This window comes from Sphingomonas glacialis (genome assembly GCF_014653575.1).
GTDB lineage: Bacteria > Pseudomonadota > Alphaproteobacteria > Sphingomonadales > Sphingomonadaceae > Sphingomonas > Sphingomonas glacialis.
In genome coordinates this window covers 52,042-75,628 of the sequence record NZ_BNAQ01000001.1, presented here as the reverse complement: position 1 = coordinate 75,628, position 23,587 = coordinate 52,042, and the positions used below count along the sequence as shown (strand labels likewise).

The following is a 23,587-nucleotide window of genomic DNA, read 5'->3' as shown; positions in this document are numbered from 1 at the left end:
CGCGACCGATCGAGTCGCGCGCGAAGGGACCCGGTCGGGTTACTGTGCGAGCGGAACCGACGTGTTGCCGACCGGCGCCGCGCTATTTGGCGCGGCCTGCAGCGCACTGCGCGCGCCCGAGGCGAACGGCACGTTGGGATCGCCCGGCGCGACTGGCGCCTGGACCGGCGCGGTGACCGCAGCCGGCTTGGCGCTGGCATCGACCTTGACCGACTTGCCCTGCGCCGCGAGCACCGCGAGCAGGATGCTGAGCGCGATGAACAGACCGCCGAGGATCGAGGTCGCGCGCGTCAGGAAATCCGCTGCCCCGCGCGCCGACATCAAACCGGCCGGGCTCCCACCCATGCCGAGCCCGCCGCCCTCGGATCGCTGCATCAGGACGACCGTCACCAGCCCGAGAGCGATGACGAAATGGACCACGAGGAGAAACTGGAACAGAAACATGAAGCGGGCTGATTCCTTGGGGGCGCTTTGACAGCGAAGCCGGGCACATAGGCGAGGTAAGCCGCGCGATCAACCGCGCGCGCAACGACCGTTATCGCAACCTGTCCGTCACATTTCGCTATCGAACTGAAACCTGTGGCTTCCCGGAACGTTAGTGGACCAGGAATATCCCCGCTGGTGGGGGTTACCGAGTTATTTGCGGACACTAGCTGTGGCGATACAGACAGATCATGCGCTTGCCGACTGGATGCATACACTGGTCGATTATGTCCGGTCGGGTGAACCTGATCTGACCAATCGCCAGATGGCACTTCTGCTGGTAGTGTATCTCAAACCAGGGCCGCATACGGTGCGCGGGCTGGCGGCGATGCTCAACGTCTCTAAACCCGTTGTCACGCGCGCCTTGAACAGGCTCGGTACCCTGGGCTATCTGCGCCGCCAACGGGACGACAATGACAAGCGTAACATCTTTGTTGCGCGTACGTCCGAGGGGGCAAGTTTTCTTGACGATTTCGGCCAATTTATCGGCGACACCACGCCCCAACCCGCACGACAGCGGATCGTCCGGCACGCCGCCGCGTAGGAGCTTTGCGCTCAGCGGGCAGTCGGTCGAGCTCGATCCGCGCACCCACGCCGTGCGCCGCGACCTTGCCGACATCCGCTTGGCCGATCGCGTCTTCGCGCCGCATTATGCTTCTTGCGTGCAACGCGTCGTGATCAGCGCTACGGGCCTTCGCGAAGACGCTGATCCGGAGTCTGCCGTGCTGACCGATCTGAAAACGGGCGATGTGTTCGAAGTGCTCGAATTCGTCAAAGGCCGTGCCTGGGGTCGTGCGCCGGGCGCGGGACTCGTCGGCTATGTCGATGCCGACACGCTGTCCTGGCCTGCCGCATGAGCGTTTCGGTTTTCATCGACGGCGCCGTCGGCACCACCGGTCTCGAGATCCGCGAACGGCTGGCCGGACGCGATGACATCGCGATCGTGCTGCTCGACGAAGCGCGGCGCAAGGACCCGGTGGCGCGCGCCGAGGCGCTGAATGACAGCGACTTCGTGATCCTGTGCCTGCCCGACGATGCCGCGCGCGAGGCGGTTTCGCTCATCGCCAATACCCGCACCCGCGTGATCGACGCCTCGACCGCGTTCCGCGTCGCCGAGGGCTGGACCTACGGCTTTGCCGAGGTCGAGCCCGGCCAGGCAAATGCGATCGCCGAGGCAAAACGCGTTTCCAATCCTGGCTGCTATCCGACGGGTTTTCTTGCCTTGCTGCGACCGCTCGTCCGCGCCGGGCTGGTGCCGGTCGATTGGGGAATCACCGTCAACGCCATGTCGGGCTATTCGGGCGGCGGCAAGGCGATGATCGCCGAATATCAGGGCGTGAACCCGCCCCCGGCCACGCGCGCCTATGCGCTTGGGCTTGCGCACAAGCATGTGCCCGAGATGCAGAAGCATGCCCGGCTCGAACATCCGCCGATCTTCACCCCGTCGGTCGCCAACACCTATCGCGGGATGATCGTCGAGGTGCCGCTCGCACTGTACCGTTTCCCGCGCCGGCCGACCTTGCTCGCGTGCGAAACCGCGTTGCGCGAGGCCTATCCCGAGGGTGGGCTGATCCGAATCGCCGATGGCGATGCGTCCGCAGTGCAAATCGAGGATGACGCCGGCACCGATCGGCTGACGCTGCGCGTCTGCGGCAATGCCGAGACCGGGCAGGCACGGCTGATCGCGACGCTCGACAATCTCGGCAAGGGTGCGGCGGGCGCCGCCGTGCAGAATCTCAACATCATGGCCGGGCTCGATCCGCTCGCCGGCCTCACTGTGTAACGCAAGGTTTCAGCTTGGCGGGACGTCCGGCGTTCCCTAGGTGATGCCTTCCCCAGGAGCTCGAATTTCGCATGGCCAATCGCACGCCCGTCGGCAAACTCCTTCTGTTCGGCGCGACCGGCGACCTTGCGCAGCGCATGTTGTTGCCCTCGCTCTATGGCTTGCACGCCGACGGCCTCCTCCCCGAAGGGCTGACGATCACCGGCACCGCGCGCTCGGAGAATAGCGACGAGAGCTATCGCAAGTTCGCCAAGGAAGCGCTCGAGAAGTTTGTCCCCAAGGACCGGATGGACGCCAAGGCGATCAAGTCGTTCCTCGAGCGCGTCCAGTACCAGGCGCTCGATGCGACCGACATGGCGCATTACAAGGAACTCGCCGCCAAGGTCGGCGACGTCGCCGGCGGTCTCGCGATCTTCCTGTCGACCGCGCCGTCGCTGTTCGAAGCGGTGATCCGCGGGCTCGACTCGGCGGGCCTCGCCGGCGAGACCGTCCGCATCGGGCTCGAAAAGCCGCTCGGCTACGACCTCGCGTCGAGCCGCGAGATCAACGACACCGTCGCGACCGCCTTCCCCGAAGAGCGAACCTTCCGGATCGATCACTACCTCGGCAAGGAGACGGTGCAGAACATCCTGGCGCTGCGCTTCGGCAATTCGTTGTTCGAGCCGGTGTGGAATGCGCGCGGCATCGACAACGTCCAGATCACGATCTCCGAGACCGTCGGGCTCGAGGAGCGCGCGGCATATTATGACGGCGCGGGCGCGTTGCGCGACATGGTCGCCAACCACATGCTGCAATTGCTTGCGCTGATCGCGATGGAGCCCCCTGCCCGCTTCGACGGCAATGCGATCCGCGACGAAAAGGCCAAGGTCTTCCGCTCGCTGCGCACGATCGAGCCGCAGGACGCGCCGCGCGACACTGTGACCGGCCAGTACGGCGCGGGCGCGAGCGGCGGCGAGATCGTCAAGGGCTATATCGACGAGCTCGAGAAGCCGTCGACGACCGAGACCTTCGTCGCGATCAAGGCGCATGTCGACAATTGGCGCTGGCAGGGCGTGCCCTTCTACCTGCGTACCGGCAAGCGCATGCCGACGCGGCGCTCCGAGATCGCGATCCAGTTCAAGCCCGTGCCGCATTCGATGTTCTCGAACCGTGGCGGGCTGCTCCAGCCCAACGTGCTGGTGATCCGCCTGCAGCCCGAGGAATATGTCCAGCTGCTGGTGATGGCAAAGGAGCCCGGGCTCGACCGCGACGGGATTCGTTTGCGCGAAGTGCCGTTGAACCTCAGCCTCGATGCCGAGTTCGCAGGTTCGCGCCGGCGTATCGCCTATGAGCGGTTGCTGCTCGATCTGATCGAGGGCGACCAGACGCTGTTCGTTCGCCGCGACGAGGTCGAGGCGCAATGGACGTGGATCGACGCGATCCGCGCCGGCTGGGTGGCGAACGACATAAAGCCCAAAAGCTATGCCTCGGGCAGCTGGGGCCCGAGCGCCGCGATCGCGCTGACCGAGCGCGACGGGGTTACGTGGCTAGACGAGTAGTTCGTTTTTAAAGCCCTCTCCCGCCCTTTGCGGGAGAGGGTTGGGTGAGGGCCTTCTTCTTCAACGATCGAAAAGAAGACCCTCACCGACTGCGACTAGGCCGCGCTGAAGAAGCGCGACCAAGTCTCCGTAGCCTCTCCCGCGTGCGGGAGAGGGCAAGCAAAGAGAGAAGACATGAGCGACGAACACGAAATCGAATGGTGGGACTATGAAGACGCCGAGGAGATGGCCGCGGCCGTCGCCGGCGACATCGGCTTCATCATCGACAGCGCGATCGACGCGCGCGGCGCGGCGGTGATCGCACTGTCGGGCGGCAAGACGCCGATCCCGATCTACGCCAAGCTCGCCGCCGCCAAGCATGACTGGAAGCGCGTGACGATCGTCCCAGTCGACGAGCGCATCGTGCCGCTCGGCGATCCGCTGTCGAACGTCACGATGATCGCCAAGGCGTTCCTGCCGAAGGGCGCGCGCGTCATGCCGATCGTCCCGACCGCGACCGCCGACTACAAAGCCGCCGGCCGCTCGGCCGATGCGCTGATGCAGGATCTGCACTGGCCGCTCGATTTGTGCCTGCTCGGCGTCGGCGCCGACGGCCATACCGCGTCGATCTTCCCCGGCCCCGATTATGACGAAGCGCTGTCGGGCCCGAACGAGCGCCGCGCGCTCGGCGTGATGCCCGATCCGCTGCCCAAGGAAGCCCCCGTCCCGCGCGTCACGCTCAGCCGCGCCGCGATCGTCTCGGCGCGCGCGCTGATCATCGCGGTAACGGGCGACGCCAAGAAGTCGGTGATCGAGGCCGCGATCAAGCAGGGTCCGTCGTCGAAATATCCGATCGGACGCGTGCTTGCCGATGCCGAGCTGCCGGTGGATATTCACTGGGCCGCCGAATGATCTCCAACCCCTCCCCGGGAAGATTGTCGTGACCCTCCATTCCGAAATCGCGGCCGTCACAGACCGCATCATCACTCGCTCGAAGCCGACGCGCGACGCCTATCTCGCGCTGATCGGCCGGGCGCGCGACACGCATATCGAGCGGCCCGCAATGGGCTGCGCCAACGCCGCGCATGCCTATGCCGGCACCGAGGAGGATCGCCCCGCGCTCACCGCGGGCAAGGCGATGAACATCGGCATCGTCACCTCGTACAACGACATGCTGTCGGCGCACGCGCCGTATTATCGCTACCCCGAGCAGATGAAGGTCTGGGCGCGCGAAGCCGGCGCGACCGCGCAGGTCGCCGGCGGCGTGCCGGCGATGTGCGACGGCGTGACGCAAGGGTATGCGGGCATGGAGCTGTCGCTGTTCAGCCGCGACACGATCGCGCTGTCGACCGCGATCGCGCTCAGCCACGGCATGTTCGAGGGCGCGGCGTTGCTCGGCATCTGCGACAAGATCGTGCCGGGCCTGCTGATGGGGGCTTTGCGCTTCGGGCATCTGCCGATGGTGCTGATCCCCGCCGGGCCGATGCCGTCGGGCCTTCCCAACAAGGCCAAGGTCGAGGTGCGCGAAGCCTATGCCGAGGGCAAGGTCGGCCGCGATGCGCTGCTCGAGGCCGAGATCGGCGCCTATCATTCGAAGGGCACCTGCACCTTCTTCGGCACCGCCAATTCGAACCAGATGATGATGGAGATGATGGGCCTGCACATGCCCGGCGCCGCCTTCATCAACCCCGGCACCAAGCTCCGCCAGGAACTGACGCGCGCCGCCGTCCACCGCGTGACCGAGATCGGCTGGCACGGCGACAGCTATCGCCCGATCGGCCTGTGCGTCGATGAAAAGGCGATCGTTAACGCGGCGATCGGTTTGCTCGCGACCGGCGGATCGACCAATCATCTGCTGCATCTGCCCGCGATAGCGGCGTGCGCCGGGATCGTGATCGACTGGGAAGATTTCGATCGCCTGTCGAAGGCCGTCCCGCTCGTCGCGCGCGTCTATCCCAATGGCGCGGCCGACGTGAACGGCTTCGAGGATGCCGGCGGCATGCCGTACATCATCCGCGAACTCGCCGATGCCGGGCTGCTCCACCGCGACCTGATGACCGTCGCGGGCGCGGACATGACCGACTACGGCCGCAAGCCGCGGCTCGACGACGCTGGCACGCTCGCCTGGGTCGATCCCGGCCCGAGCGGCGACGAGACTATCGTCCGCACCCCCGCCGCGCCGTTCGCGCCCGAAGGTGGCTTCCGCATCCTCACCGGCAATCTCGGCCGCGCGTGCATCAAGGTCTCGGCGGTCGAGCGCGATCGCTGGACGATCGAGGCGCCGGCGGCGGTGTTCCACGATCAGGCGGCGGTGCTCGCCGCGTTCCAGGCGGGCGAACTGACGCGCGACGTCGTCGTGGTGATGCGCTTCCAGGGCCCCCGCGCCAACGGCATGCCCGAGCTGCACAAGCTCACGCCCGCGCTCGGCGTGCTCCAGAACCGGGGTTACCGCGTCGCGCTCGTCACCGACGGGCGCATGTCGGGCGCGAGCGGCAAGGTGCCCGCGGCGATCCATTGCTCGCCCGAGGCACTCGGCGACGGTCCGTTGTCGCGCGTGCGCGACGGCGACATCATCCGGCTCGATGCCGAAGCGGGTGTGCTCGAGGCTTTGGTCGATCCGGTGGAGTGGGCCGCGCGCGTGCCCGCGACCGCGCCGCCCGAGGCCGACGGCATGGGCCGCGAACTGTTCGGCCTGTTCCGCGCCAATGCGAACGAGGCCGAGCGCGGGGCATCGCCGCTGCTAACGGGTATGGGCTGGTAATTGCCCCACGCGCTGCGGCCAACGCAGCAGCGCGCACGATGCGAGATATTGGAGGGGATTAGAATGGAAGTCGTTTCGGTCGATATCGGCGGCACGCACGCGCGCTTCGCGATCGCGGAGGTCGACACGGGCCGCGTCGTCACGCTCGGCGAGCCGGTCACGCTCAAGACCGCCGAATATGCCGGTTTCCAGACCGCCTGGGAGGCGTTCGGCCAGCAGATCGGCCGCCCGCTGCCGCGTGCAGCCGCGATCGCGGTTGCCTCGCCGATCAGCGGCGACGTGATCAAGCTGACCAACAACCCCTGGGTCATCCGCCCGCCGCTGATCAAGGAACGGCTCCACGTCGACGACTTCGTGCTGATCAACGATTTCGGCGCGGTCGGCCAGGCTGTCGCACAAGTCGATCATGGCGATTTCCTGCATCTGTGCGGTCCCGACATACCCTTCCCCGAGCACGGCGTGATCACCGTCTGCGGGCCCGGCACCGGGCTCGGCGTCGCGCAAGTGCTGCGCACGCCCGAGCGCTATCACGTGCTCGAAACCGAAGGCGGGCATATCGACTTCGCGCCGCTCGACGCGATCGAGGATGCGATGGTGAAGCGGCTGCGCACCGCCTATACGCGTGTGTCGGCTGAGCGCGTCGTCTCGGGCCCCGGCATCGTCGCGATCTACGAGACGCTCGCGCATATCGAGCATCGTTCGATCACGCGGCTCGACGACAAGGCGATCTGGAGTTCGGCGCTCGACGAGGGCGACAGCCTTGCGGTCGCCGCGCTCGATCGCTTTTGCATGGCGCTCGGTGCAGTCGCGGGCGATCTCGCGCTGGCACACGGCTCGAACGCCGTCGTCATCGCGGGCGGGCTCGGGCTGCGGCTCAAGGACCATATCCGCAAATCGGGTTTTGCCGAGCGCTTCGCCGCCAAGGGCCGCTTCCAGGGCCGGATGGCGGCGATCCCGGTCAAACTCATCACCTATCCGCAGCCCGGCCTGTTCGGCGCGGCTGCCGCCTTTGCCCAGGAGCATACGCTATGACGACCATCACCGACATCATGCGCACCAGCGCCGTCATCCCCGTGCTGGTGATCGACGATGCCGCGACCGCGCGCCCGCTTGCCGAGGCGCTCGTCGCTGGCGGCCTGAAGGTGCTCGAAGTCACGCTGCGCACCCCCGCCGCGCTCGAGGCGATCGCCGAGATGAAGAAGGTGCCCGGCGCGATCGTCGGTGCGGGCACCGTCGTCAATCCCGATCAGTTCAAGCAGGCGGTCGATGCCGGGGCCGAGTTCATCGTCTCGCCCGGCCTGACCGAGCGCCTCGCCAAGCCGATCATCGCGAGCGGCGTGCCGTTCCTGCCCGGCATCGCCAACGCCGCCGACATCATGACCGGGCTCGACCTCGGCCTCACCAACTTCAAGTTCTTCCCGGCTGAGGCGAATGGCGGGTTGAAGGCACTCAAGGCGCTGGCCGCGCCCTTCTACCAGTGCAGCTTTTGCCCGACCGGCGGCATAACCGAAGCAAGCGCGCCCGAGTGGCTGAGCTTCAAGCCGGTGCTGTGCGTCGGCGGCAGCTGGGTGACGCCCAAGGGCGCGACGATGGAAGAAGTCGAGGCGATCGCGCGGGCTGCGAGCGGGTTGCGCGGGTAAGACCTCCCCGTCACCCCCGGCCTCGTGCCGGGGTCCACCGAGATGCGCGATCTGCGCGTGCAGGATGTGCGGCCCGGTAGACCCCGGCACACGGCCGGGGTGACGCTCTGATTGGTCAGAGGGCGATCGTCGACAGGCTCGCGCCGCCCCCCGCTAGATCCCGTGCGCCGCGCGATACGCGCGCCACTTCACGACATTGGCGTTATGCTGTTCGAGCGTGTCGGCAAACACATGCCCGCCTGACCCGTCCGCCACGAAATACAGCGCGTTCGACTTGGCGGGGTTGAGCACGGCGTCGATCGACGCGCGCCCGGGGTTGCAGATCGGCCCGACCGGCAGCCCGACCATCGCATAGGTGTTGTACGCGTTGACCGCATGCACCTCGGACAGCAGGATCTTGCGCCCGAGCGGACGCCCCTTGGTGATCGGATAGATGATCGTCGGGTCAGCCTGCAGCATCATCCCGCGCTTCAACCGGTTCGAATAGACCGCCGCAACCATCGCACGCTCGCTTGGCTTGCCGGTTTCCTTCTCGACGATCGAGGCGAGGATCAACGCTTGCTCGGGCGTCGTCACGGCTAGCCCCGGCGCGCGCTTCGCCCAGGCGGCGGCGAGGTAGCGTTTGCGCACGTTCTGCATCCGTTTGAGGATGAAGCTGCGCTCGTCGCCGCGCTGGAAGGCATAGCTGTCGGGCAGCACGCTGCCCTCGGGCGGCACCTCGACGCTGCCTTTTAGCTCGGTCGCGCGGTCGAGGGCGTCCTTGACCATCACCGCGGGCCACCCTTCCGGGATCGTCACGAAACGCTGGATCGTTTTGGTGCCCTGCAACACCTTGAGGATATCGGCCTGGCTGAGATGCGCGGGAATGCGATATTCGCCCGCCTTGATCGGCGAGTCCGCCCCGAAGACCTTAGCGAACATGCGGAAGCGGCTCGCCGACGCGATCGCGCCCGATTTCTCGAGCTCGACCGAGGCCGCTGCCAGACTGCTGCCCGGCGCGATCTGTACGCTGATCGGACGCGCGAGCGGCCCGCGGCCGCCCCACATCTGCACGACGATCAGCAACGCGGCGACCGCCGCCAGGCCAATCAGCAGTCCCAGGCACCCGACCTTGCGCATGGCGCTATCCTTGCTTCGGGTTGAACCGCGCGCCGGCCGCCGCGCGCCGCGTTTGGGCGGACGCACGGCGCGCCGTCACATCGCGCGCAGGACGAGGCTCGCATTCGTCCCGCCGAAGCCGAACGAATTGTTGAGCACCGCCTTGACCGAACGCTTCTTGGCGACATGCGGCACGAGGTCGACGCCGATGCAATTGTCGCTCGGATTGTCGAGGTTGAGCGTCGGCGGGACGATCTGGTCGCGCATCGCGAGGATGCAGAAGATGCTCTCGACTGCGCCCGCGCCGCCGAGCAGATGCCCGATCGCCGACTTGGTCGAGCTCATCGACATCGTCTTGATATTGTCGCCGAACAGGCGGCGCACCGCGTTCAGCTCGAGCTCGTCGCCGAGCGGGGTCGAGGTGCCGTGCGCGTTGATGTAATCGATGTCCGAGAGCTCGAGACCCGACTTGCGCATCGCCATTTCCATCGACCGGAACGCGCCCGAGCCCTCGGGATGCGGCGCGGTGACGTGATAGGCGTCACCCGACAGGCCATAGCCGATCACCTCGGCATAGATCTTCGCGCCGCGTGCCTTGGCATGCTCATATTCCTCGAGGCAGACGACGCCTGCGCCCTCGCCCATCACGAAGCCGTCGCGATCCTTGTCGTACGGGCGGCTGCCCTTTTCGGGGGTTGCGTTGAAATTGGTCGACAGCGCGCGTGCCTGCGAGAAGCCGGCGATGCCCAAGGGGCAGATCGCACCCTCGGCGCCGCCTGCCAGCATCACGTCGGCATCGTCCATCGCGATCATCCGCGCGGCGTCGCCGATCGAATGCGCGCCGGTCGAGCAAGCGGTGACGACGGCGTGGTTGGGGCCCATCAGGCCGTATTTGATCTGCACCTGGCCGGTGATGAGGTTGATGAGGCGACCATGGACGAAGTGCGGGCTGACGCGGCGCGGGCCCTTTTCGTGCAACACGATCGATTCGCTGGCGATTCCCGGCAGGCCGCCGATGCCGGCGCCGATCGAGCAGCCGGCGCGATATTTCTGCTCGAGCGTCATGTCGAGTAGTCCGGCATCCTCGAGCGCCTGGCCGGCGGCATCGATGCCGTAGATGATGAACGGATCGACCTGGCGCTGGACCTTGTGGTCGACGCGCTTGTTGGGGTCGAAGCCATAGGGATGGTCGGCGGGCTTGACCTCGCACGCGATCGTGCAGGCATAATCGGTCGCGTCGAAGCGCGTGATCGTCCCCGCGCCCGATTTCGCCGCGAGAATATTCGCCCAGGCGGTTTCGACATCGGCGCCGAGCGGCGTCACGAGCCCCAGTCCGGTTACGACAACACGCCGCATGGCCATCTCCGTGTAAATTCTTGATCTTCGTAAATGGGAACGGCCCCCCACCCCCGGTCATTGCCCTGGGACGGGGAGCCGTTCCTGTACATCAGCCGTGCGGCCGCGCTAAAAGCGCTAGGCTCAGCTCTTGTGCTCGTCGATGAAGGTGATCGCGTCCTTGACGGTCGTGATCTTCTCGGCGGCATCGTCGGGGATCTCGACTTCGAATTCTTCTTCGAAGGCCATGACGAGCTCGACGATGTCGAGGCTGTCCGCGCCCAGATCGTCGATGAAGCTCGCGTCTTCGGTCACCTTGTCGGCTTCAACGCCGAGATGCTCGACGACGATTTTCTTAACGCGGTCTGCGGTCTCGCTCATGTGTATCGTCCCTCTATCGATGGGGGTGTTGGAATTCCTGAACGCACGTAGAACGCGCGTCCGAGGCTTGCAAGTAGGGACACTCAGATCCCCTTTAGATCATGGCCATGCCGCCGTTGACGTGCAGCGTCTGTCCGGTGACATAGCCCGCCTCGCGGCTCGAGAGATAGACCACTGCCGCGCCGATGTCTGCCCCCGCGCCCATTTTTCCCATGGGAATGCGGGCGTTGAGCGCATCTTTCTGAGCATCGGGCAGCGTTTCGGTCATCGGGGAGGCGATGAAACCGGGTGCGACGCAGTTGACGGTGATGCCGCGGCTGGCGAGTTCCTGCGCGAGCGCCTTCGACATTGCGGTGAGCGCGCCCTTTGACGCGGCGTAGTTCGCCTGGCCCGGATTTCCGGTCGTCCCGACGACTGAGGTGATCGACACGATTCGCCCGAAGCGCGCCTTCATCATCGGCCGCGCCGCCGCGCGCGCGAGGCGGAAGGCGGCCTCGAGATTGACGCGGATCACTTGATCCCACTCGTCGTCCTTCATCCGCATGACGAGATTGTCGCGCGTGATGCCGCCATTGTTGACGAGGATGTCGAGCTTGCCGCCCAGCGCCTCGACCGCGGCGGGCACGAGCGCATCGACCGCGGCACCATCCGACAGATCGCACGGCAGCGCGACATGCTCGCCGCCGAGGCTGTCGCGAAACGCCTCGAGCTTGGCGACGTTGGAGCCCGAAACCGCAAGCCGCGCACCCTGCGCCGCCAGCGCCTGAGCGATCGCCGAGCCGATCCCGCCGGAGGCCCCGGTCACGAGCGCGGTCATGCCTGTTAGGTCGAACATTCTACTCTCCACCAGATTTGATTCACGCGGAGAAGTGGGGATCGTTGACGATCCGTCGCACTCCTCTTTCACCGTTTCGTCTCTTCCTAAAGGACCTTAATCAAAGCCTCGACATCGTCCATCGTCACCACGCTGACCGCCTCGACATCGCCCGCGATCCGATTGACCATCGGCGTCAGTACCTTCGCGCCGAATTCGACGAAGCGCTCGACCCCTGCTGCCTGCAGCGCCAGCACGGATTCGCGCCAGCGCACCATGCCCGTCACTTGCTCGACCAACAGGCGGCGGATCGTGTCGGGGTCGCCGACCGGCGTCGCCGTCACATTGGCGAACAGCGGCACCAGTGGAGCATCGATCCGGGCTTCCGCCAGAGCCTTTTCCATCGCATCGGCGGCGGCCTGCATCAGCGGGGAGTGGAACGGCGCCGAGACCTGCAGCAGAACCGCGCGCTTGGCTCCCATCTCCTTAGCGAGCGCGACCGCGCGTTCGATCGCGCCGCGGTGGCCCGAGATCACCACCTGCGACACATCGTTGTCATTGGCGATCGTGCAGACCCATGAGTCTCGGCCTTCCAGCGTAGGGCCCGCGGCGGCGGCCTCGGCAATCGCGCGCGCCTTGGCGAGATCCGCGCCGAGCAATGCCGCCATCGCGCCAACGCCGACTGGCACGGCCGCTTGCATCGCCTGGCCGCGCAGCTTGAGCAGCCGCGCGGTCGTCGCCAGATCGATGGCGCCGGCCGCGCACAACGCGGTATATTCCCCGAGCGAATGGCCCGCGACGTAATCGGCCTTGTCGGCAAGGCGGACGCCGCCCTCTTGTTCTAGCACGCGCAGCGTCGCGATCGCGTTGGCCATGATCGCCGGTTGCGCATTCTCGGTCAGCTCGAGCTGTTCCTTAGGACCATCCGACATCAGCCGAAAAAGATGCTGACCGAGCGCATCGTCGACTTCCTGGAACACCGCGCGTGCAACCGCACTGGCTTCGGCGAGTGCCTTGCCCATGCCGACCGACTGACTGCCTTGCCCCGGAAAGATAAACGCACGCATCATGATACTCCTTTGCCCGGGCGGTTAGGCGCTCGGCCAAACCCGCGTCAAGAACCGGGCGGGCAACATCCACGGCAGCACCCAAGCTGAACGGGACCGTTCCGGCCGGGACACTTTGCGACCATTTCGGGTTCTGGTCGTCACGGATGCGCGACAAACGCTTCCTAGATTGGGTTCGACGCCGGGAGTTAAGGCGCCGTCCGAAACAAGGAGTTCATCATGAACAAGTTCATTCTCGCAGCCCTCGCTGCATCGTCGATTCTGAGCCCGCTTGCCGCAACCGGCGCATCGGCCCAGCAGCGCGACGAGCGCCGCACCACAGTGATCCGTCAGCAGCCCAATGGCCGCACCGTCGTTACAGAGCGTCGCGTCGTCCGGCCGCAGCAAGCTCGTCGCTGGGCGCGCGGCCAGCGCTTCGATCGCCGCTATGCCAACAATTATCAGGAGATCCGCGATTGGCGCCAGTATCGCGGCCGTCGCCTCTACGCCCCGCCGCGCGGCTATCACTGGGTGCGCTCGGGGAACGACGCCGTCCTCGTCGCACTCAGCGGCGGCCTGATCGGCGCTGTGCTTGGCGGCGCGTTCAACTAAGACCCACGAACCGGCGCGGGAGGCTTGCCTTCCGCAGCGATTTCGCTATGGCACACCGATCGGGGTGGAGAGCGCACGATTTCCGCCCCGGTTGCTATTGAAGACGCCAATTTACTGAAGATAGCCGGAGGGGCGTCTCGCATGGTGCGGGCGTCAGCGATCGGCCAAGAATGAAAGACGAGACACATGGCTCTATACGAGCACGTGTTCCTTGCGCGCCAGGATCTGGCACAGGCGCAGGTGGACGCTCTGGCGGAAATCGCCACCAAGATTGTCAACGACAACGAAGGTCGGGTCGTCAAGACCGAGAATTGGGGTCTGCGCAGCCTCGCGTACAAGATCGCGAAGAACCGCAAGGCGCATTACGTCATGCTCGAGATCGATGCCCCGGGTAACGTGATCGCCGAGTTGGAGCGCCAGACGCAGATCAACGAAGACATCATCCGCTACATGACCGTCAAGATCGATGCCTCGGAAGAAGGCCCGAGCGTCATGATGCGCAAGTCGGACCGCGACCGTGAGCGTCGTGGCGACCGCGAGGGCGGCCGTGAAGGCCGTGGCGATCGTCCCGACCGTGGTGATCGTGAAGATCGCCCCCGCCGCAGCTTCGACGGCGAATAAGGGAGTTATAGACAATGGCACGCCCATTTTTCCGCCGCCGCAAGTCCTGCCCGTTCTCGGCCAAGGATGCCCCCCGGATCGACTATAAGGACGTCCGGTTGCTCCAGGGCTTCGTGTCCGAGCGTGGCAAGATCGTTCCCAGCCGCATCACTTCGGTGAGCGGCAAGAAGCAGCGTGAGCTCGCCCAGGCGATCAAGCGTTCGCGCCATCTGGGCCTGCTGCCCTACATCGTTAAGTAAGGGGCCCAACAGATGGATATCATCCTGCTGGAACGCGTCGAGAAGCTCGGCAACATCGGCGACGTCGTCAAGGTGAAGGACGGGTTCGCCCGCAACTTCCTCCTGCCGAACAAGAAGGCGCTGCGTTCGAACGAAGCCAACCGCAAGGTCTTCGAGAAGAACCGCGAGAAGATCGTGGCCGACAACGCTGTGAAGCGCACCGAGGCCGAGGTCGAAGCCAAGACGATCGACGGCATCACGCTGACGCTGATCCGTCAGTCGTCGAACACCGGTCAGCTCTACGGTTCGGTCGCGGTTCGCGATCTGATCGACGGGCTCGAGGCCGAAGGCCACAAGGTGCCGAAGTCGGCGATCGTGCTCAACAAGCCGATCAAGGCGATCGGCCTCTATGAGGTCAAGGTTTCGCTCCACCCGGAAGTGGCCGTGACGATCAAGGTCAATATCGCCCGTTCGCCCGAAGAGGCGAAGATGCAGGCCGATGGCGTCAACGTCATGGAAGCCATGTTCGAAAAGGACGAGGCCGGTTTCGTCGAGGATTACGATCCCAACGCCGAGCCTGGCGCGACCGCCGAAGTGTCGAACACTTCGGACGAGGCGACCGCAGAGGCCTAAGCCTTTGCAGCGTCTGTCGACAAAAAAAGGGCCGTCCGGAGCAATCCGGGCGGCCCTTTTCTTGGTCTCCGCCCCGGGGAGAGGGGGCTGGAGCGGAGCGGGTTTAGCCTGTCACGGCGCACGCGCCGACGAGCGCTGCGAACGGGATTAGGGCGAGGACAACCGGGAGAACTTTGGCCATTGGGCGAATCGCTTTGCTGAACTGTTTTGCAGGGGTTGCCTCTAGAATGCGCGACCCCGGCAAAGGTTCAGCTTTTGGAAAGCTTTCTTGCTTTCACCCTGGTGTCGAGGCGCCGCCGGGCTCGACGCCCGAAAGCACCCAGCGCAACGCCTCGTCATAGGTCGAAGTGAAGCGGGTAAAGGGCTGCGAGAAGATCCGGCGGACCTGCAGCCGCGCGAGCATCGCGCCCGTGACAATCGCGATCGCGCGGACGCGCTGCATCTTCGTCAGATGCTCGCCCATCGCGGCGATCATCTCCTGCGACTGGATCGGACACTGCGCGATATCGAGGATCAGCGCATAGCTTGCGAGGCGCGCCTCCGTGATCTGCGCGTTCAGCTCGGACACGAGCCGCGCACTATCGGCGACATCGAGCATCGCGCGCATCTCGATCTTGACCAGCGCATGACCGCGATCGACCGTGATCTTGTACATCCTCGCCTCCGGGGCGAGCGGTAGCAGACCAAGCGTTGAAAAGCGGTTGATGCGCGGCGGGCCGACCCGCTATTTGCGTCCGAACAGCTTTTCGATATCGCCATGTGCGAGCTTCACCCACGTCGGCCGTCCGTGGTTGCACTGCCCAGAATGCGGGGTGACTTCCATTTCGCGCAGGAGCGCGTTCATCTCGGCAACCGACAGGATCCGCCCGGCGCGGACCGAGCCGTGGCAGGCCATCGTCGCCGCGACATGGTCGAGCCGTTCTCGCAGCGACAGCGCCTCGTCGAACGCGGCGAGTTCGTCGGCGAGATCGGTGACGAGCCCGGTAACATCGCTTTGCCCGAGCATTGCGGGCACGCCGCGCACCAGCATCGCATGCGGGCCAAAGCGGTCGAGATCGAGGCCGAATTCGCTGAGCTCGGCCGCGCGCGCTTCGAGCCGATCGCAAGCCGGTTCGTCGAGTTCGATCACTTCGGGGAGGAGCAGCGCCTGCGAGGAGACGCCGCCGCTCGCCATCGCCTTGCGCATCCGTTCGAGCACGAGCCGTTCGTGCGCGGCGTGCTGATCGACGAGGATCAGCCCGTCGGGGCTCTCGGCGACGATGTAGGTTTTCGCGACTTGGCCGCGGGCGACGCCGAGCGGGAAGTCGATCGTTTCGGGCGGGGGGGCATAAGCGGGTTCGGCGCGGGCCTGCGGCGGCGGGGTGAAGACGCTGCGGCGCTCGTTGAGCGCGTACGAACGCTGATCCAGTGAAAGCCCCTCCCCTTCAGGGGAGGGGTTGGGGGTGGGGACGGCTGACCAAAAAGCAGGCGCCTCGTCTTGTGGCACACGGCCCCACCCCAACCCCTCCCCTGAAGGGGAGGGGCTTTGCTCTTGCGTCCAGGCAGCTAGCGCGCTTTCGGGGGCCGACTGGCTGCGATGTCCCGCCTCGTCCAAGGCCCGCCGCAAGCCACTGACGATCAATCCGCGCACCATCGCCGGATCGCGGAAGCGCACCTCGGTCTTCGCGGGATGGACGTTGACATCGACCGCGTCGGGCGGAACGTCGAGAAACAGCGCCACCACGGCGTGCCGGTCGCGCGGCATCATCTCGGCATACGCCCCGCGAATCGCGCCGATCAGCAGCCGATCCTTCACCGGCCGCCCGTTGACGAACAGATATTGATGGTCCGCCACGCCGCGGTTGAAGGTCGGCAGCCCGGCGATCCCGCCCAGCCCGATCCCCTCGCGGACGAAATCGATCCCCACCCCATTGTCGACCAGCCCGCGATCGGTCAGCGCCGCCACGCGGTCGGGGAGCGTCTCGCCGCCGGCCACGCCGAGCGAGCGCCGCCCGTCATGCTCGACCGAGAAGCCGATATCGGGCCGCGCCATCGCGAGCCGCTTGACCACGTCGAGGCACGCGGCGAACTCGCTACGCGGTGAGCGCAGGAACTTGCGCCGCGCGGGTACTCGCTCGAACAAAGCCTCGACCCGGACGCGCGTCCCCGGGGGAATCGCGGCGGGGCCTTCGGACACGACCACACCGTTATCGACGACGCGCGCCCAGCCTTCTTCACCGCGCACCCGGCTCTCGAGCGTCATCCGCGCGACGCTCGCGATCGAGGGCAACGCCTCGCCGCGAAAACCGAGCGTGCTGACGTTTTCGATAGCCTCGTCGGGAAGCTTCGAAGTGGCGTGCCGCTCGAGCGCGAGCGCCATGTCTTCGGGCGTCATGCCGCAGCCGTCGTCGGTTACCTCGACAAGGTCGGTTCCCCCGCCCGCCAGGCGCACAGCGATGCGGGTGGCGCCGGCGTCGACCGCATTTTCGACCAGCTCCTTCAACGCGCTGGCGGGCCTTTCGACCACTTCACCGGCAGCGATACGATTGACGAGATGTTCGGGCAGGCGGCGTATTGACATGGTGCAGGCTCTAGCCCAATCGCAGGCCTCCCGCGACCCGCATTCCACCACGTATCAGAGCGGTTTCACCGCCGCGCTGAACGCCTTGGTTGTAAGCGACGTCACGATATTGTGCGACCTGTCGGCAGTTCACTAAGTCCGGCGTGAAACGGAACGATCCATGGGCTTTTTCTCGAATCTCTTCCGCTTTTCCTCCCATGACATGGCGATCGATCTGGGGACCGCCAACACGGTGGTCTATCTGCGCGGCAAGGGCATCGTGCTCAACGAACCGTCGGTCGTCGCGGTCGAGACCTTGAACGGCGTCAAGCGCGTCAAGGCCGTCGGCGACGACGCCAAGCTGATGATGGGCAAGACCCCCGACAGCATCCAGGCGATCCGCCCCTTACGCGACGGCGTCATCGCCGACATCGACGTCGCCGAGCAGATGATCAAGCACTTCATCCACAAGGTGCATGGCGGCCAACGCCGCTTCATGCGCTGGCCGCAGATCGTGATCTGCGTGCCGTCGGGGTCGACATCGGTCGAGCGCCGCGCGATCCGCGATGCCGCGTCGAACGCCGGGGCCAGCCAGGTCTGGCTGATCGAGGAGCCGATGGCCGCCGCGATCGGCGCCGACATGCCCGTCACCGAGCCGATCGGCTCGATGGTCGTCGACATCGGCGGTGGCACGACCGAAGTTGCCGTGCTTTCGCTGCGCGGCCTCGCCTACACGACGTCGGTGCGCGTCGGCGGCGACAAGATGGACGAGGCGATCGTCTCCTACGTCCGTCGCAACCACAACCTCCTGATCGGCGACGCGACCGCCGAGCGGATCAAGCAGGAAGTCGGCGTCGCCAAGCCGCCGGCGGACGGCATCGGTCTCACGATCCACGTCAAGGGCCGCGATCTCGTCAACGGCGTTCCCAAGGAAATCCAGATCAACCAGGGCCAGATCGCCGAAGCGCTCTCCGAGCCCGTCGGCCAGATCGTCGAGGGCGTCCGCATCGCGCTCGAGAACACCGCGCCCGAGCTGGCGGCCGACATCGTCGACCAGGGCATCGTCCTCACCGGCGGCGGCGCGCTGCTCAAGGGCATCGACGAAGTGCTGCGCGACGAGACCGGCCTGCCCGTCACGATCGCCGACGACCCCCTCACCTGCGTCGCGCTCGGCACCGGCCGCGCGCTCGAGGATCCGGTCTATCGCGGCGTCCTCCACAGCGCGTGACGCGGTGAAGTGAGCCGTTGCGCGGTCTGGGCCGAGGGATTGACCCTACTCAGGGCGCGGCACATCGCGTAAGGCGAAACAAGGTTTTTACTGGCCCTCGGGCTTTTTGATGGGGGTATGATGGCGCCGCCTCGCAATCGGCGTCCGGGGTTTTCGCGGCGGGCGCAATACAGCCTTTTTGCAGGATATGTCGTCGCCGTAGCGGGGTCGCTCGTCGGGGCGGTGCTGCTTGCCTTGTCGACTTTGGACCCCGTCGCCTTTGCAGCATTGCGCGCGAGCGTCGCCGAAGTGAGTACGCCACTGTCGTCGGGGCTGGCGGGCGTCGGCCGCGGGATCGGCGCGATTCCCGGCGGGATCGGCAGCTATTTCGCGGTGCACGACCAGAACGCCGCGCTGCGCAAGCAGCTTGCCGCGCAGCATGCGCTGTTTCTGCGCGCGCGCTCGCTCTCCTATGAGAACCGCCGCCTGCTCGCGTTGCTCCAGGTCCGCGAACGGATATCGGAACCCGTCGTCACCGCGCGGCTCGTCAGTTCATCGGCGTCGAGCACGCGGCGCGTCGCCGTGCTCAACGCTGGATCGTGGCAGGGCGTCGCAAGCGGCCAGCCGGTGCGCGGGCCCGAGGGGCTGATCGGCCGTGTGCTCGAGGCGGGGCCAAACAGCGCCCGCGTGCTGTTGCTGAGCGACCCGGAAAGCGTCGTGCCGGTGCGCCGCACGCGCGACGGCGTGCCCGCGCTCGCGACCGGACGCGGCGACGGGCTGATCGACGTCAAGTCGGTCGCTTCGGCGACGACCGATTTCGCGCCGGGCGATGTGTTCGTGACGTCGGGAACAGGCGGCATCTATCCGCCCGACGTCCCCGTCGTGCGCGTCCTGCGGCGTGGACGCGATGCCGCGATTGCGCGCGCGTTCACGCAGGCCGATACGGTCGATTATGCGCTCGTCCAGCGCGCTTTCATGCCGCCCGCGCCGCCGATCCCAGTCCCCGCGCCGCAGCCCAAGGCGACGGCCACGCCGCGTCCGCCCAAGAAGAAGCCGTGAGCGCGCGATGAGGCAAGCCCGCGGCCCCTTCGACGAGGTCCCCGACCAGAGCTTCCGCCGGTTCGTGCCCGCGATCACCGTCGCGATCGGATCGGCGCTGACGCTGTGGCCGATGGTCGCAAGTTTCCCGGTGCTGCCGCCATTCGGCTTGTTGATGCTGCTCGGTTGGCGGCTCACGAAACCCGAGAGCCTGCGCATCTGGGCGCCGCTGCCGCTCGGTTTCTTCGATGATCTGCTCAGCGGGCAACCGCTCGGCAACGCGATGCTGTTCTGGACGTTGTGCCTGTTCATGATCGACCTGATCGACCAGCGCATCGTCTATCGCGATTTTTGGCAGGACTGGCTGATCGCGGCGGGCGCGATCGCCTTCTGCCTGCTCCTCGGGCGTCTGGTCGCATCGCCGATCGGCGCGCATGTCGATACCGGGCTGATGCTGCAGATCGCGGTGTCGATCCTGTTGTTCCCGCTGGTGGTCCGGCTGTGCACGCTGCTCGGCGACGACGAGGAGGAGATGTGAGCGGCGGCGCCTTTCGCCCGAGCGGCCGCGTCGCGACCGAGGCGGCGCAAAGCTACAGCTTCTCGCGGCGCACCGTGATGCTCGGCGCGGCGCAGGGCGTGTTCGGCCTTGCGCTCGCCGGGCGGATGACGTGGCTCGCGGTGGTCGAGAACGAGCAATATACGCTCAAGTCGGAGAGCAACCGCGTCAACATGACGCTGGTGCCGCCGCGCCGCGGCTGGATCGTCGATCGCCACGGCGCGCCGATCGCCAACAACCGCACCGATTTCCGCGTCGACATCATCCCCGACCGGCTCGAGAACAAGGACCATGTCCTCGCGCTGCTGCGCGACCTGCTCAAGCTGCCGCCCGAGGAAATGGATAGGCTCGTCGCCGATCTCGAACATGCCGCCGGGTTCCAGCCCGTCCAGGTCGCCGAAAATCTCGACTGGGAGCGCTTTGCCGCGGTCAGCGTGCGGTTGCCCGAGCTGCCCGGCGTCGCCCCGACGCGCGGCTTCTCGCGCAGCTATCCCGCAGGCGCGGCGGTCGCGCATCTGACAGGCTATGTCGGCGCGGCTTCGGCCGAACAATATAAGCAGACGCACGACCAACTGATGGTCACGCCGGGCTTCAAGCTCGGCAAGGACGGCCTCGAAAAGACGCTCGAGAAGCAGCTGCGCGGCGTCGCCGGGCAGAAGCGTGTCGAGGTCACTGCGCGCGGCAAGCTCGTCGCAGAGCTCGCCACCAGGCCCGATCAGCCCGGCGCGAACGCGCGCCTGACGATCGATGCCGGGCTGCAGGACTATGCCGCACGCCGGCTCGGCACGCAGTCGGGCTCGGTGGTGGTGATCGACTGCCTCACGGGCGAGATGCTCGCGATGGTGTCGATGCCAGCCTATGATCCCAACAATTTCTCCGACGGGATCAGCCATCTCGAATGGAAGATGCTGTCGGAAAACGACCATGTGCCCTTGATGAACAAGGTGCTGCAGGGGCTCTACCCGCCAGGCTCGACCGTCAAGCCGATGAACGGGCTCGCGCTGCTCGGTGCGGGCGTGCCGGCGTCGGACCGCGTCGTCTGCTCGGGCGCGCTGCGCGTCGGCACGGGCGTGTTCCATTGCCACAAGAAGAGCGGGCACGGCGCGCTCGATCTCAAGAATGCGATCATGCAGAGCTGCGACATCTATTTCTACGAGATGATCCGGCGGCTCGGCTACGATCATGTCGCCCCGGTCGCGCGGTCGCTCGGGCTCGGGCAGAAGTTCGAGCTGCCGTTCAACAGCCAGCGCTATGGCACCGTCCCCGATACGGCGTGGAAGCTGCGCCGCTATAAGCAGCAATGGACCGTCGCCGATTCGCTCAATGCGTCGATCGGCCAGGGCTATGTGCTCTCCAATCCGCTCCAGCTCGCGGTGATGGCGTCGCGGCTCGCCTCGGGTCGCGCGCTCCAGCCGAGCATCCTGGCGGCGGATGTCCGTCACGGCGCCCCTGCCCTGCCGTTCGCGCCCGAGCATCTCGATACGATCCACCAGGCGATGTGGGGCGTGGTCAATGGCGGCGGGACCGGCGGCGCGGCGCGGATGCTCATCCCGGGCGTCGCGCTTGCGGGCAAGACGGGGACCGCGCAGGTCCGCCGGATCACCATGGCCGAGCGCGCGGGCGGCGTGCTCAAGAATGGCCAACTTCCCTTCAAGATGCGCGATCACGCGCTGTTCCAGGGCTTCGCGCCGCACGACAAGCCGCGCTACGCGATCGCCGTCGTGCTCGAACATGGCGGCCATACCGTGCGCAATCTCGATACGCCCGCGATCGCACGCGACATCATGACATATCTGTTCGATCGCGACCGCGCGATGGCGTCGCTGATCGAGGGCGAGGCGACTTGGGGTGGCGACATCCGCACGCGCATGGCGGCCGAGACCGCGGCCTACCGCGCCGCCGCCAACGCGCCGCCGCTCGCGGTCGGCGCGCAGACCGAATTCGGTGCGAGCGCCCCGACCGACGCGCCCGCGGTGCAAGCCGCCGCGGCGGCCGACGTCGCGACCGCAGAAGAGCTCGCCAACACCGCCGCGCACGGCAACACCGTCGCCGAGGACGGCACCACCGAGCGGGATGTCCCATGAGCGGTCTGAGTTTCGTCCCTGCCCCGCTCGCGCAATTGCCGTGGAAGATTCTGCTGCTCGTCCTCGCGATCGGCTGTTTCGATTCGCTCGTGCTCTATTCGGCGGCGGGCGGCAGCATTCGCCCCTGGGCGCTGTCGCAAGGCATCCGCTTCTTCGTCTTCCTCAGCGGCGCGATCGTGCTGTCGCGGATCCCTGAGCGGGTGTGGAGCAATGCCGCGCTCCCTGCTTATGGCGCGCTGTGCGTGATGCTCGTGCTCGTCGAACTCGTCGGTGCGATCCGCGGCGGCGGACAGCGCTGGCTCGATCTCGGGATCGGCTTCCGGCTCCAGCCGTCCGAGCTGATGAAGCCGTGCATCGTGCTGACCTGCGCCAAATTCTACGATCTGCTGCCGCCCAACGAGACGCGGCGCTTCGGCGCGATCTGGCCGGCGGCGCTGCTGATCCTGGTTCCTGCGGCGCTGGTGATGAAGCAACCCGACCTCGGCACCGCATTGATGATCATGATCGGCGGCATCACCGTGATGTTCCTCGCCGGCGTGCCGCTCCGCCTGTTCATCGGCGGCGCGCTCGCGCTCGGCGCGGCGGTTCCGCTCGCGGTCAATTTCGTGCTGCACGGCTATCAGCGCAACCGCATCCTGGTGTTTCTCGACCCCGAAAGCGATCCGCTCGGGATCGGCTACCATATCAGCCAGTCGAAGATCGCGATCGGATCGGGCGGGATCTTCGGCAAGGGCTTTCTCAACGGTACGCAAAGCCATCTCGATTACCTGCCCGAGGGGCATACCGATTTCGCGCTCGCGACGATGATGGAGGAATGGGGGCTGGTCGGCGGCGTGCTGCTGATCATCGCGTTCCTCGTGATCGTGCAATGGGGTCTGTCGACCGCGATGCAGGCGCAATCGCGCTTCGCCAAGCTGACTGCGGCCGGGCTTGCCGCGACGATCTTCTATTATGTTTCGATCAACATGGCGATGGTGATGGGGATGGCGCCGGTGGTCGGCGTGCCGCTGCCGCTGATCAGCAACGGCGGATCGAGCCAGATGACCTTCATGCTGTGCCTCGGGATTCTGATGTCGATCGACCGGACCAACCGCCGTTCGCCGGTGCGCTGGTAGTTTTTTTGCCGCTCTGCACAAAAAGGGTTTGCATCGCGCGGCGACGCTGCTAATCGACCGCCTCCCGCAGCGGTCGCGCCACCAAGCGCCTCGCAGATCGCCGCGA

General features: G+C 66.3%; 25 protein-coding genes. 17 read left to right on the top strand and 8 right to left on the bottom strand.

Annotated features, from left to right (window positions below; genetic code table 11):
- Positions 1-39 precede the first annotated feature (39 nt).
- Positions 40-444: a preprotein translocase subunit SecG gene (gene secG, locus IE187_RS00330; RefSeq protein ID WP_133188054.1), complete on the bottom strand. Its 405-nt coding sequence runs from the start codon at positions 442-444 to the stop codon at positions 40-42.
- Positions 445-691: 247 nt separating this feature from the next.
- Here secG and IE187_RS00325 point away from each other — a divergent pair, with 247 nt between their 5' ends.
- The 8 genes from IE187_RS00325 to eda all read left to right on the top strand — a co-directional run bounded on the left by IE187_RS00325 (position 692) and on the right by eda (position 8,184).
- Positions 692-1,027 (top strand): MarR family transcriptional regulator, encoded by a 336-nt coding sequence (locus IE187_RS00325; RefSeq protein ID WP_029625324.1) that lies wholly within the window; start codon positions 692-694, stop codon positions 1,025-1,027.
- Entirely contained in the window at positions 948-1,340 is a 393-nt protein-coding gene (locus tag IE187_RS00320; RefSeq protein WP_229839160.1) for an SH3 domain-containing protein, read from the top strand. Before IE187_RS00325 ends, IE187_RS00320 begins: the two co-directional genes overlap by 80 nt.
- The gene (argC, locus tag IE187_RS00315) at positions 1,337-2,266 is read left to right on the top strand and encodes an N-acetyl-gamma-glutamyl-phosphate reductase (protein WP_189674642.1); all 930 of its coding nucleotides are present in this window, start codon (positions 1,337-1,339) and stop codon (positions 2,264-2,266) included. Before IE187_RS00320 ends, argC begins: the two co-directional genes overlap by 4 nt.
- Before the next feature lie 71 nt (positions 2,267-2,337).
- A complete protein-coding gene (gene zwf, locus IE187_RS00310; protein WP_189674641.1) occupies positions 2,338-3,804 on the top strand; it encodes a glucose-6-phosphate dehydrogenase in 1,467 nt (488 codons plus the stop codon).
- Positions 3,805-3,978: 174 nt separating this feature from the next.
- The gene (gene pgl, locus IE187_RS00305; protein ID WP_189674640.1) at positions 3,979-4,695 is read left to right on the top strand and encodes a 6-phosphogluconolactonase; all 717 of its coding nucleotides are present in this window, start codon (positions 3,979-3,981) and stop codon (positions 4,693-4,695) included.
- Between the two features lie 28 nt (positions 4,696-4,723).
- Positions 4,724-6,544 (top strand): phosphogluconate dehydratase, encoded by a 1,821-nt coding sequence (gene edd / locus IE187_RS00300; RefSeq protein ID WP_189674639.1) that lies wholly within the window; start codon positions 4,724-4,726, stop codon positions 6,542-6,544.
- A gap of 63 nt (positions 6,545-6,607) precedes the next feature.
- A complete protein-coding gene (glk, locus tag IE187_RS00295; protein WP_189674638.1) occupies positions 6,608-7,576 on the top strand; it encodes a glucokinase in 969 nt (322 codons plus the stop codon).
- Positions 7,573-8,184: a bifunctional 4-hydroxy-2-oxoglutarate aldolase/2-dehydro-3-deoxy-phosphogluconate aldolase gene (gene eda / locus IE187_RS00290; protein ID WP_133188042.1), complete on the top strand. Its 612-nt coding sequence runs from the start codon at positions 7,573-7,575 to the stop codon at positions 8,182-8,184. The genes glk and eda overlap by 4 nt, the downstream gene beginning before the upstream one ends.
- Positions 8,185-8,337: 153 nt before the next feature.
- On the opposite strand, the gene mltG is transcribed toward eda, so the two are convergent.
- The 5 genes from mltG to fabD all read right to left on the bottom strand — a co-directional run bounded on the left by mltG (position 8,338) and on the right by fabD (position 12,879).
- Positions 8,338-9,303 (bottom strand): endolytic transglycosylase MltG, encoded by a 966-nt coding sequence (gene mltG, locus IE187_RS00285; protein WP_189674637.1) that lies wholly within the window; start codon positions 9,301-9,303, stop codon positions 8,338-8,340.
- Positions 9,304-9,378: 75 nt separating this feature from the next.
- On the bottom strand, positions 9,379-10,638 hold the full coding sequence (fabF, locus tag IE187_RS00280) for a beta-ketoacyl-ACP synthase II (protein ID WP_189674636.1): 1,260 nt from the start codon (positions 10,636-10,638) through the stop codon (positions 9,379-9,381).
- A 123-nt stretch (positions 10,639-10,761) separates the two neighbouring features.
- Complete coding sequence (locus tag IE187_RS00275; protein ID WP_010186338.1) at positions 10,762-10,998, bottom strand: acyl carrier protein; 237 nt, start codon at positions 10,996-10,998, stop codon at positions 10,762-10,764.
- Positions 10,999-11,092: 94 nt separating this feature from the next.
- Positions 11,093-11,833, bottom strand: coding sequence for a 3-oxoacyl-[acyl-carrier-protein] reductase (gene fabG / locus IE187_RS00270; RefSeq protein WP_133188036.1), 741 nt, complete (start codon positions 11,831-11,833; stop codon positions 11,093-11,095).
- An 86-nt stretch (positions 11,834-11,919) separates the two neighbouring features.
- Positions 11,920-12,879, bottom strand: coding sequence for an ACP S-malonyltransferase (fabD, locus tag IE187_RS00265; RefSeq protein WP_189674635.1), 960 nt, complete (start codon positions 12,877-12,879; stop codon positions 11,920-11,922).
- A 219-nt stretch (positions 12,880-13,098) separates the two neighbouring features.
- Between fabD and IE187_RS00260 the strand changes: the two genes are divergently transcribed.
- From IE187_RS00260 to rplI, 4 genes are all read left to right on the top strand, one after another.
- The gene (locus IE187_RS00260) at positions 13,099-13,470 is read left to right on the top strand and encodes an RcnB family protein (protein WP_189674634.1); all 372 of its coding nucleotides are present in this window, start codon (positions 13,099-13,101) and stop codon (positions 13,468-13,470) included.
- 186 nt (positions 13,471-13,656) lie between these two features.
- A complete protein-coding gene (gene rpsF / locus IE187_RS00255) occupies positions 13,657-14,091 on the top strand; it encodes a 30S ribosomal protein S6 (protein ID WP_133188028.1) in 435 nt (144 codons plus the stop codon).
- Between the two features lie 14 nt (positions 14,092-14,105).
- Positions 14,106-14,330, top strand: coding sequence for a 30S ribosomal protein S18 (rpsR, locus tag IE187_RS00250; RefSeq protein ID WP_010186331.1), 225 nt, complete (start codon positions 14,106-14,108; stop codon positions 14,328-14,330).
- 12 nt (positions 14,331-14,342) lie between these two features.
- Positions 14,343-14,942, top strand: coding sequence for a 50S ribosomal protein L9 (rplI, locus tag IE187_RS00245; protein ID WP_133188026.1), 600 nt, complete (start codon positions 14,343-14,345; stop codon positions 14,940-14,942).
- A gap of 274 nt (positions 14,943-15,216) precedes the next feature.
- Here rplI and IE187_RS00240 read toward each other — a convergent pair whose 3' ends face one another.
- Both IE187_RS00240 and mutL read right to left on the bottom strand, forming a co-directional pair.
- Complete coding sequence (locus IE187_RS00240) at positions 15,217-15,597, bottom strand: hypothetical protein (protein ID WP_189674633.1); 381 nt, start codon at positions 15,595-15,597, stop codon at positions 15,217-15,219.
- Positions 15,598-15,666: 69 nt separating this feature from the next.
- Positions 15,667-17,502 (bottom strand): DNA mismatch repair endonuclease MutL, encoded by a 1,836-nt coding sequence (gene mutL / locus IE187_RS00235; RefSeq protein WP_189674632.1) that lies wholly within the window; start codon positions 17,500-17,502, stop codon positions 15,667-15,669.
- A 160-nt stretch (positions 17,503-17,662) separates the two neighbouring features.
- On the opposite strand from mutL, the gene IE187_RS00230 reads away from it, so the two are divergent.
- The 5 genes from IE187_RS00230 (at position 17,663) to rodA (ending at position 23,481) form a co-directional block, all read left to right on the top strand.
- A complete protein-coding gene (locus IE187_RS00230) occupies positions 17,663-18,709 on the top strand; it encodes a rod shape-determining protein (protein WP_010186326.1) in 1,047 nt (348 codons plus the stop codon).
- A 120-nt stretch (positions 18,710-18,829) separates the two neighbouring features.
- Entirely contained in the window at positions 18,830-19,747 is a 918-nt protein-coding gene (locus IE187_RS00225; protein WP_189674631.1) for a rod shape-determining protein MreC, read from the top strand.
- Positions 19,748-19,754: 7 nt separating this feature from the next.
- Positions 19,755-20,264, top strand: coding sequence for a rod shape-determining protein MreD (gene mreD / locus IE187_RS00220; RefSeq protein WP_189674630.1), 510 nt, complete (start codon positions 19,755-19,757; stop codon positions 20,262-20,264).
- A 77-nt stretch (positions 20,265-20,341) separates the two neighbouring features.
- Complete coding sequence (gene mrdA, locus IE187_RS00215) at positions 20,342-22,366, top strand: penicillin-binding protein 2 (protein ID WP_426263913.1); 2,025 nt, start codon at positions 20,342-20,344, stop codon at positions 22,364-22,366.
- Positions 22,363-23,481, top strand: a complete 1,119-nt coding sequence (gene rodA, locus IE187_RS00210) for a rod shape-determining protein RodA (protein ID WP_133188014.1) — start codon at positions 22,363-22,365, stop codon at positions 23,479-23,481. The genes mrdA and rodA overlap by 4 nt, the downstream gene beginning before the upstream one ends.
- Positions 23,482-23,587: the final 106 nt, after the last annotated feature.

Coding starts and splice junctions, on each gene's coding strand:
- secG (WP_133188054.1), bottom strand. CDS start 444: ATGTTTCTGTTCCAGTTTCTCCTCGTGGTCCATTTCGTCATCGCTCTC.
- IE187_RS00325 (WP_029625324.1), top strand. CDS start 692: ATGCATACACTGGTCGATTATGTCCGGTCGGGTGAACCTGATCTGACC.
- argC (WP_189674642.1), top strand. CDS start 1,337: ATGAGCGTTTCGGTTTTCATCGACGGCGCCGTCGGCACCACCGGTCTC.
- zwf (WP_189674641.1), top strand. CDS start 2,338: ATGGCCAATCGCACGCCCGTCGGCAAACTCCTTCTGTTCGGCGCGACC.
- pgl (WP_189674640.1), top strand. CDS start 3,979: ATGAGCGACGAACACGAAATCGAATGGTGGGACTATGAAGACGCCGAG.
- glk (WP_189674638.1), top strand. CDS start 6,608: ATGGAAGTCGTTTCGGTCGATATCGGCGGCACGCACGCGCGCTTCGCG.
- eda (WP_133188042.1), top strand. CDS start 7,573: ATGACGACCATCACCGACATCATGCGCACCAGCGCCGTCATCCCCGTG.
- mltG (WP_189674637.1), bottom strand. CDS start 9,303: ATGCGCAAGGTCGGGTGCCTGGGACTGCTGATTGGCCTGGCGGCGGTC.
- fabF (WP_189674636.1), bottom strand. CDS start 10,638: ATGCGGCGTGTTGTCGTAACCGGACTGGGGCTCGTGACGCCGCTCGGC.
- IE187_RS00275 (WP_010186338.1), bottom strand. CDS start 10,998: ATGAGCGAGACCGCAGACCGCGTTAAGAAAATCGTCGTCGAGCATCTC.
- fabG (WP_133188036.1), bottom strand. CDS start 11,833: ATGTTCGACCTAACAGGCATGACCGCGCTCGTGACCGGGGCCTCCGGC.
- fabD (WP_189674635.1), bottom strand. CDS start 12,879: ATGCGTGCGTTTATCTTTCCGGGGCAAGGCAGTCAGTCGGTCGGCATG.
- IE187_RS00260 (WP_189674634.1), top strand. CDS start 13,099: ATGAACAAGTTCATTCTCGCAGCCCTCGCTGCATCGTCGATTCTGAGC.
- rpsF (WP_133188028.1), top strand. CDS start 13,657: ATGGCTCTATACGAGCACGTGTTCCTTGCGCGCCAGGATCTGGCACAG.
- rpsR (WP_010186331.1), top strand. CDS start 14,106: ATGGCACGCCCATTTTTCCGCCGCCGCAAGTCCTGCCCGTTCTCGGCC.
- rplI (WP_133188026.1), top strand. CDS start 14,343: ATGGATATCATCCTGCTGGAACGCGTCGAGAAGCTCGGCAACATCGGC.
- IE187_RS00240 (WP_189674633.1), bottom strand. CDS start 15,597: ATGTACAAGATCACGGTCGATCGCGGTCATGCGCTGGTCAAGATCGAG.
- mutL (WP_189674632.1), bottom strand. CDS start 17,502: ATGTCAATACGCCGCCTGCCCGAACATCTCGTCAATCGTATCGCTGCC.
- IE187_RS00230 (WP_010186326.1), top strand. CDS start 17,663: ATGGGCTTTTTCTCGAATCTCTTCCGCTTTTCCTCCCATGACATGGCG.
- IE187_RS00225 (WP_189674631.1), top strand. CDS start 18,830: ATGGCGCCGCCTCGCAATCGGCGTCCGGGGTTTTCGCGGCGGGCGCAA.
- mreD (WP_189674630.1), top strand. CDS start 19,755: ATGAGGCAAGCCCGCGGCCCCTTCGACGAGGTCCCCGACCAGAGCTTC.
- mrdA (WP_426263913.1), top strand. CDS start 20,342: ATGCTCGGCGCGGCGCAGGGCGTGTTCGGCCTTGCGCTCGCCGGGCGG.
- rodA (WP_133188014.1), top strand. CDS start 22,363: ATGAGCGGTCTGAGTTTCGTCCCTGCCCCGCTCGCGCAATTGCCGTGG.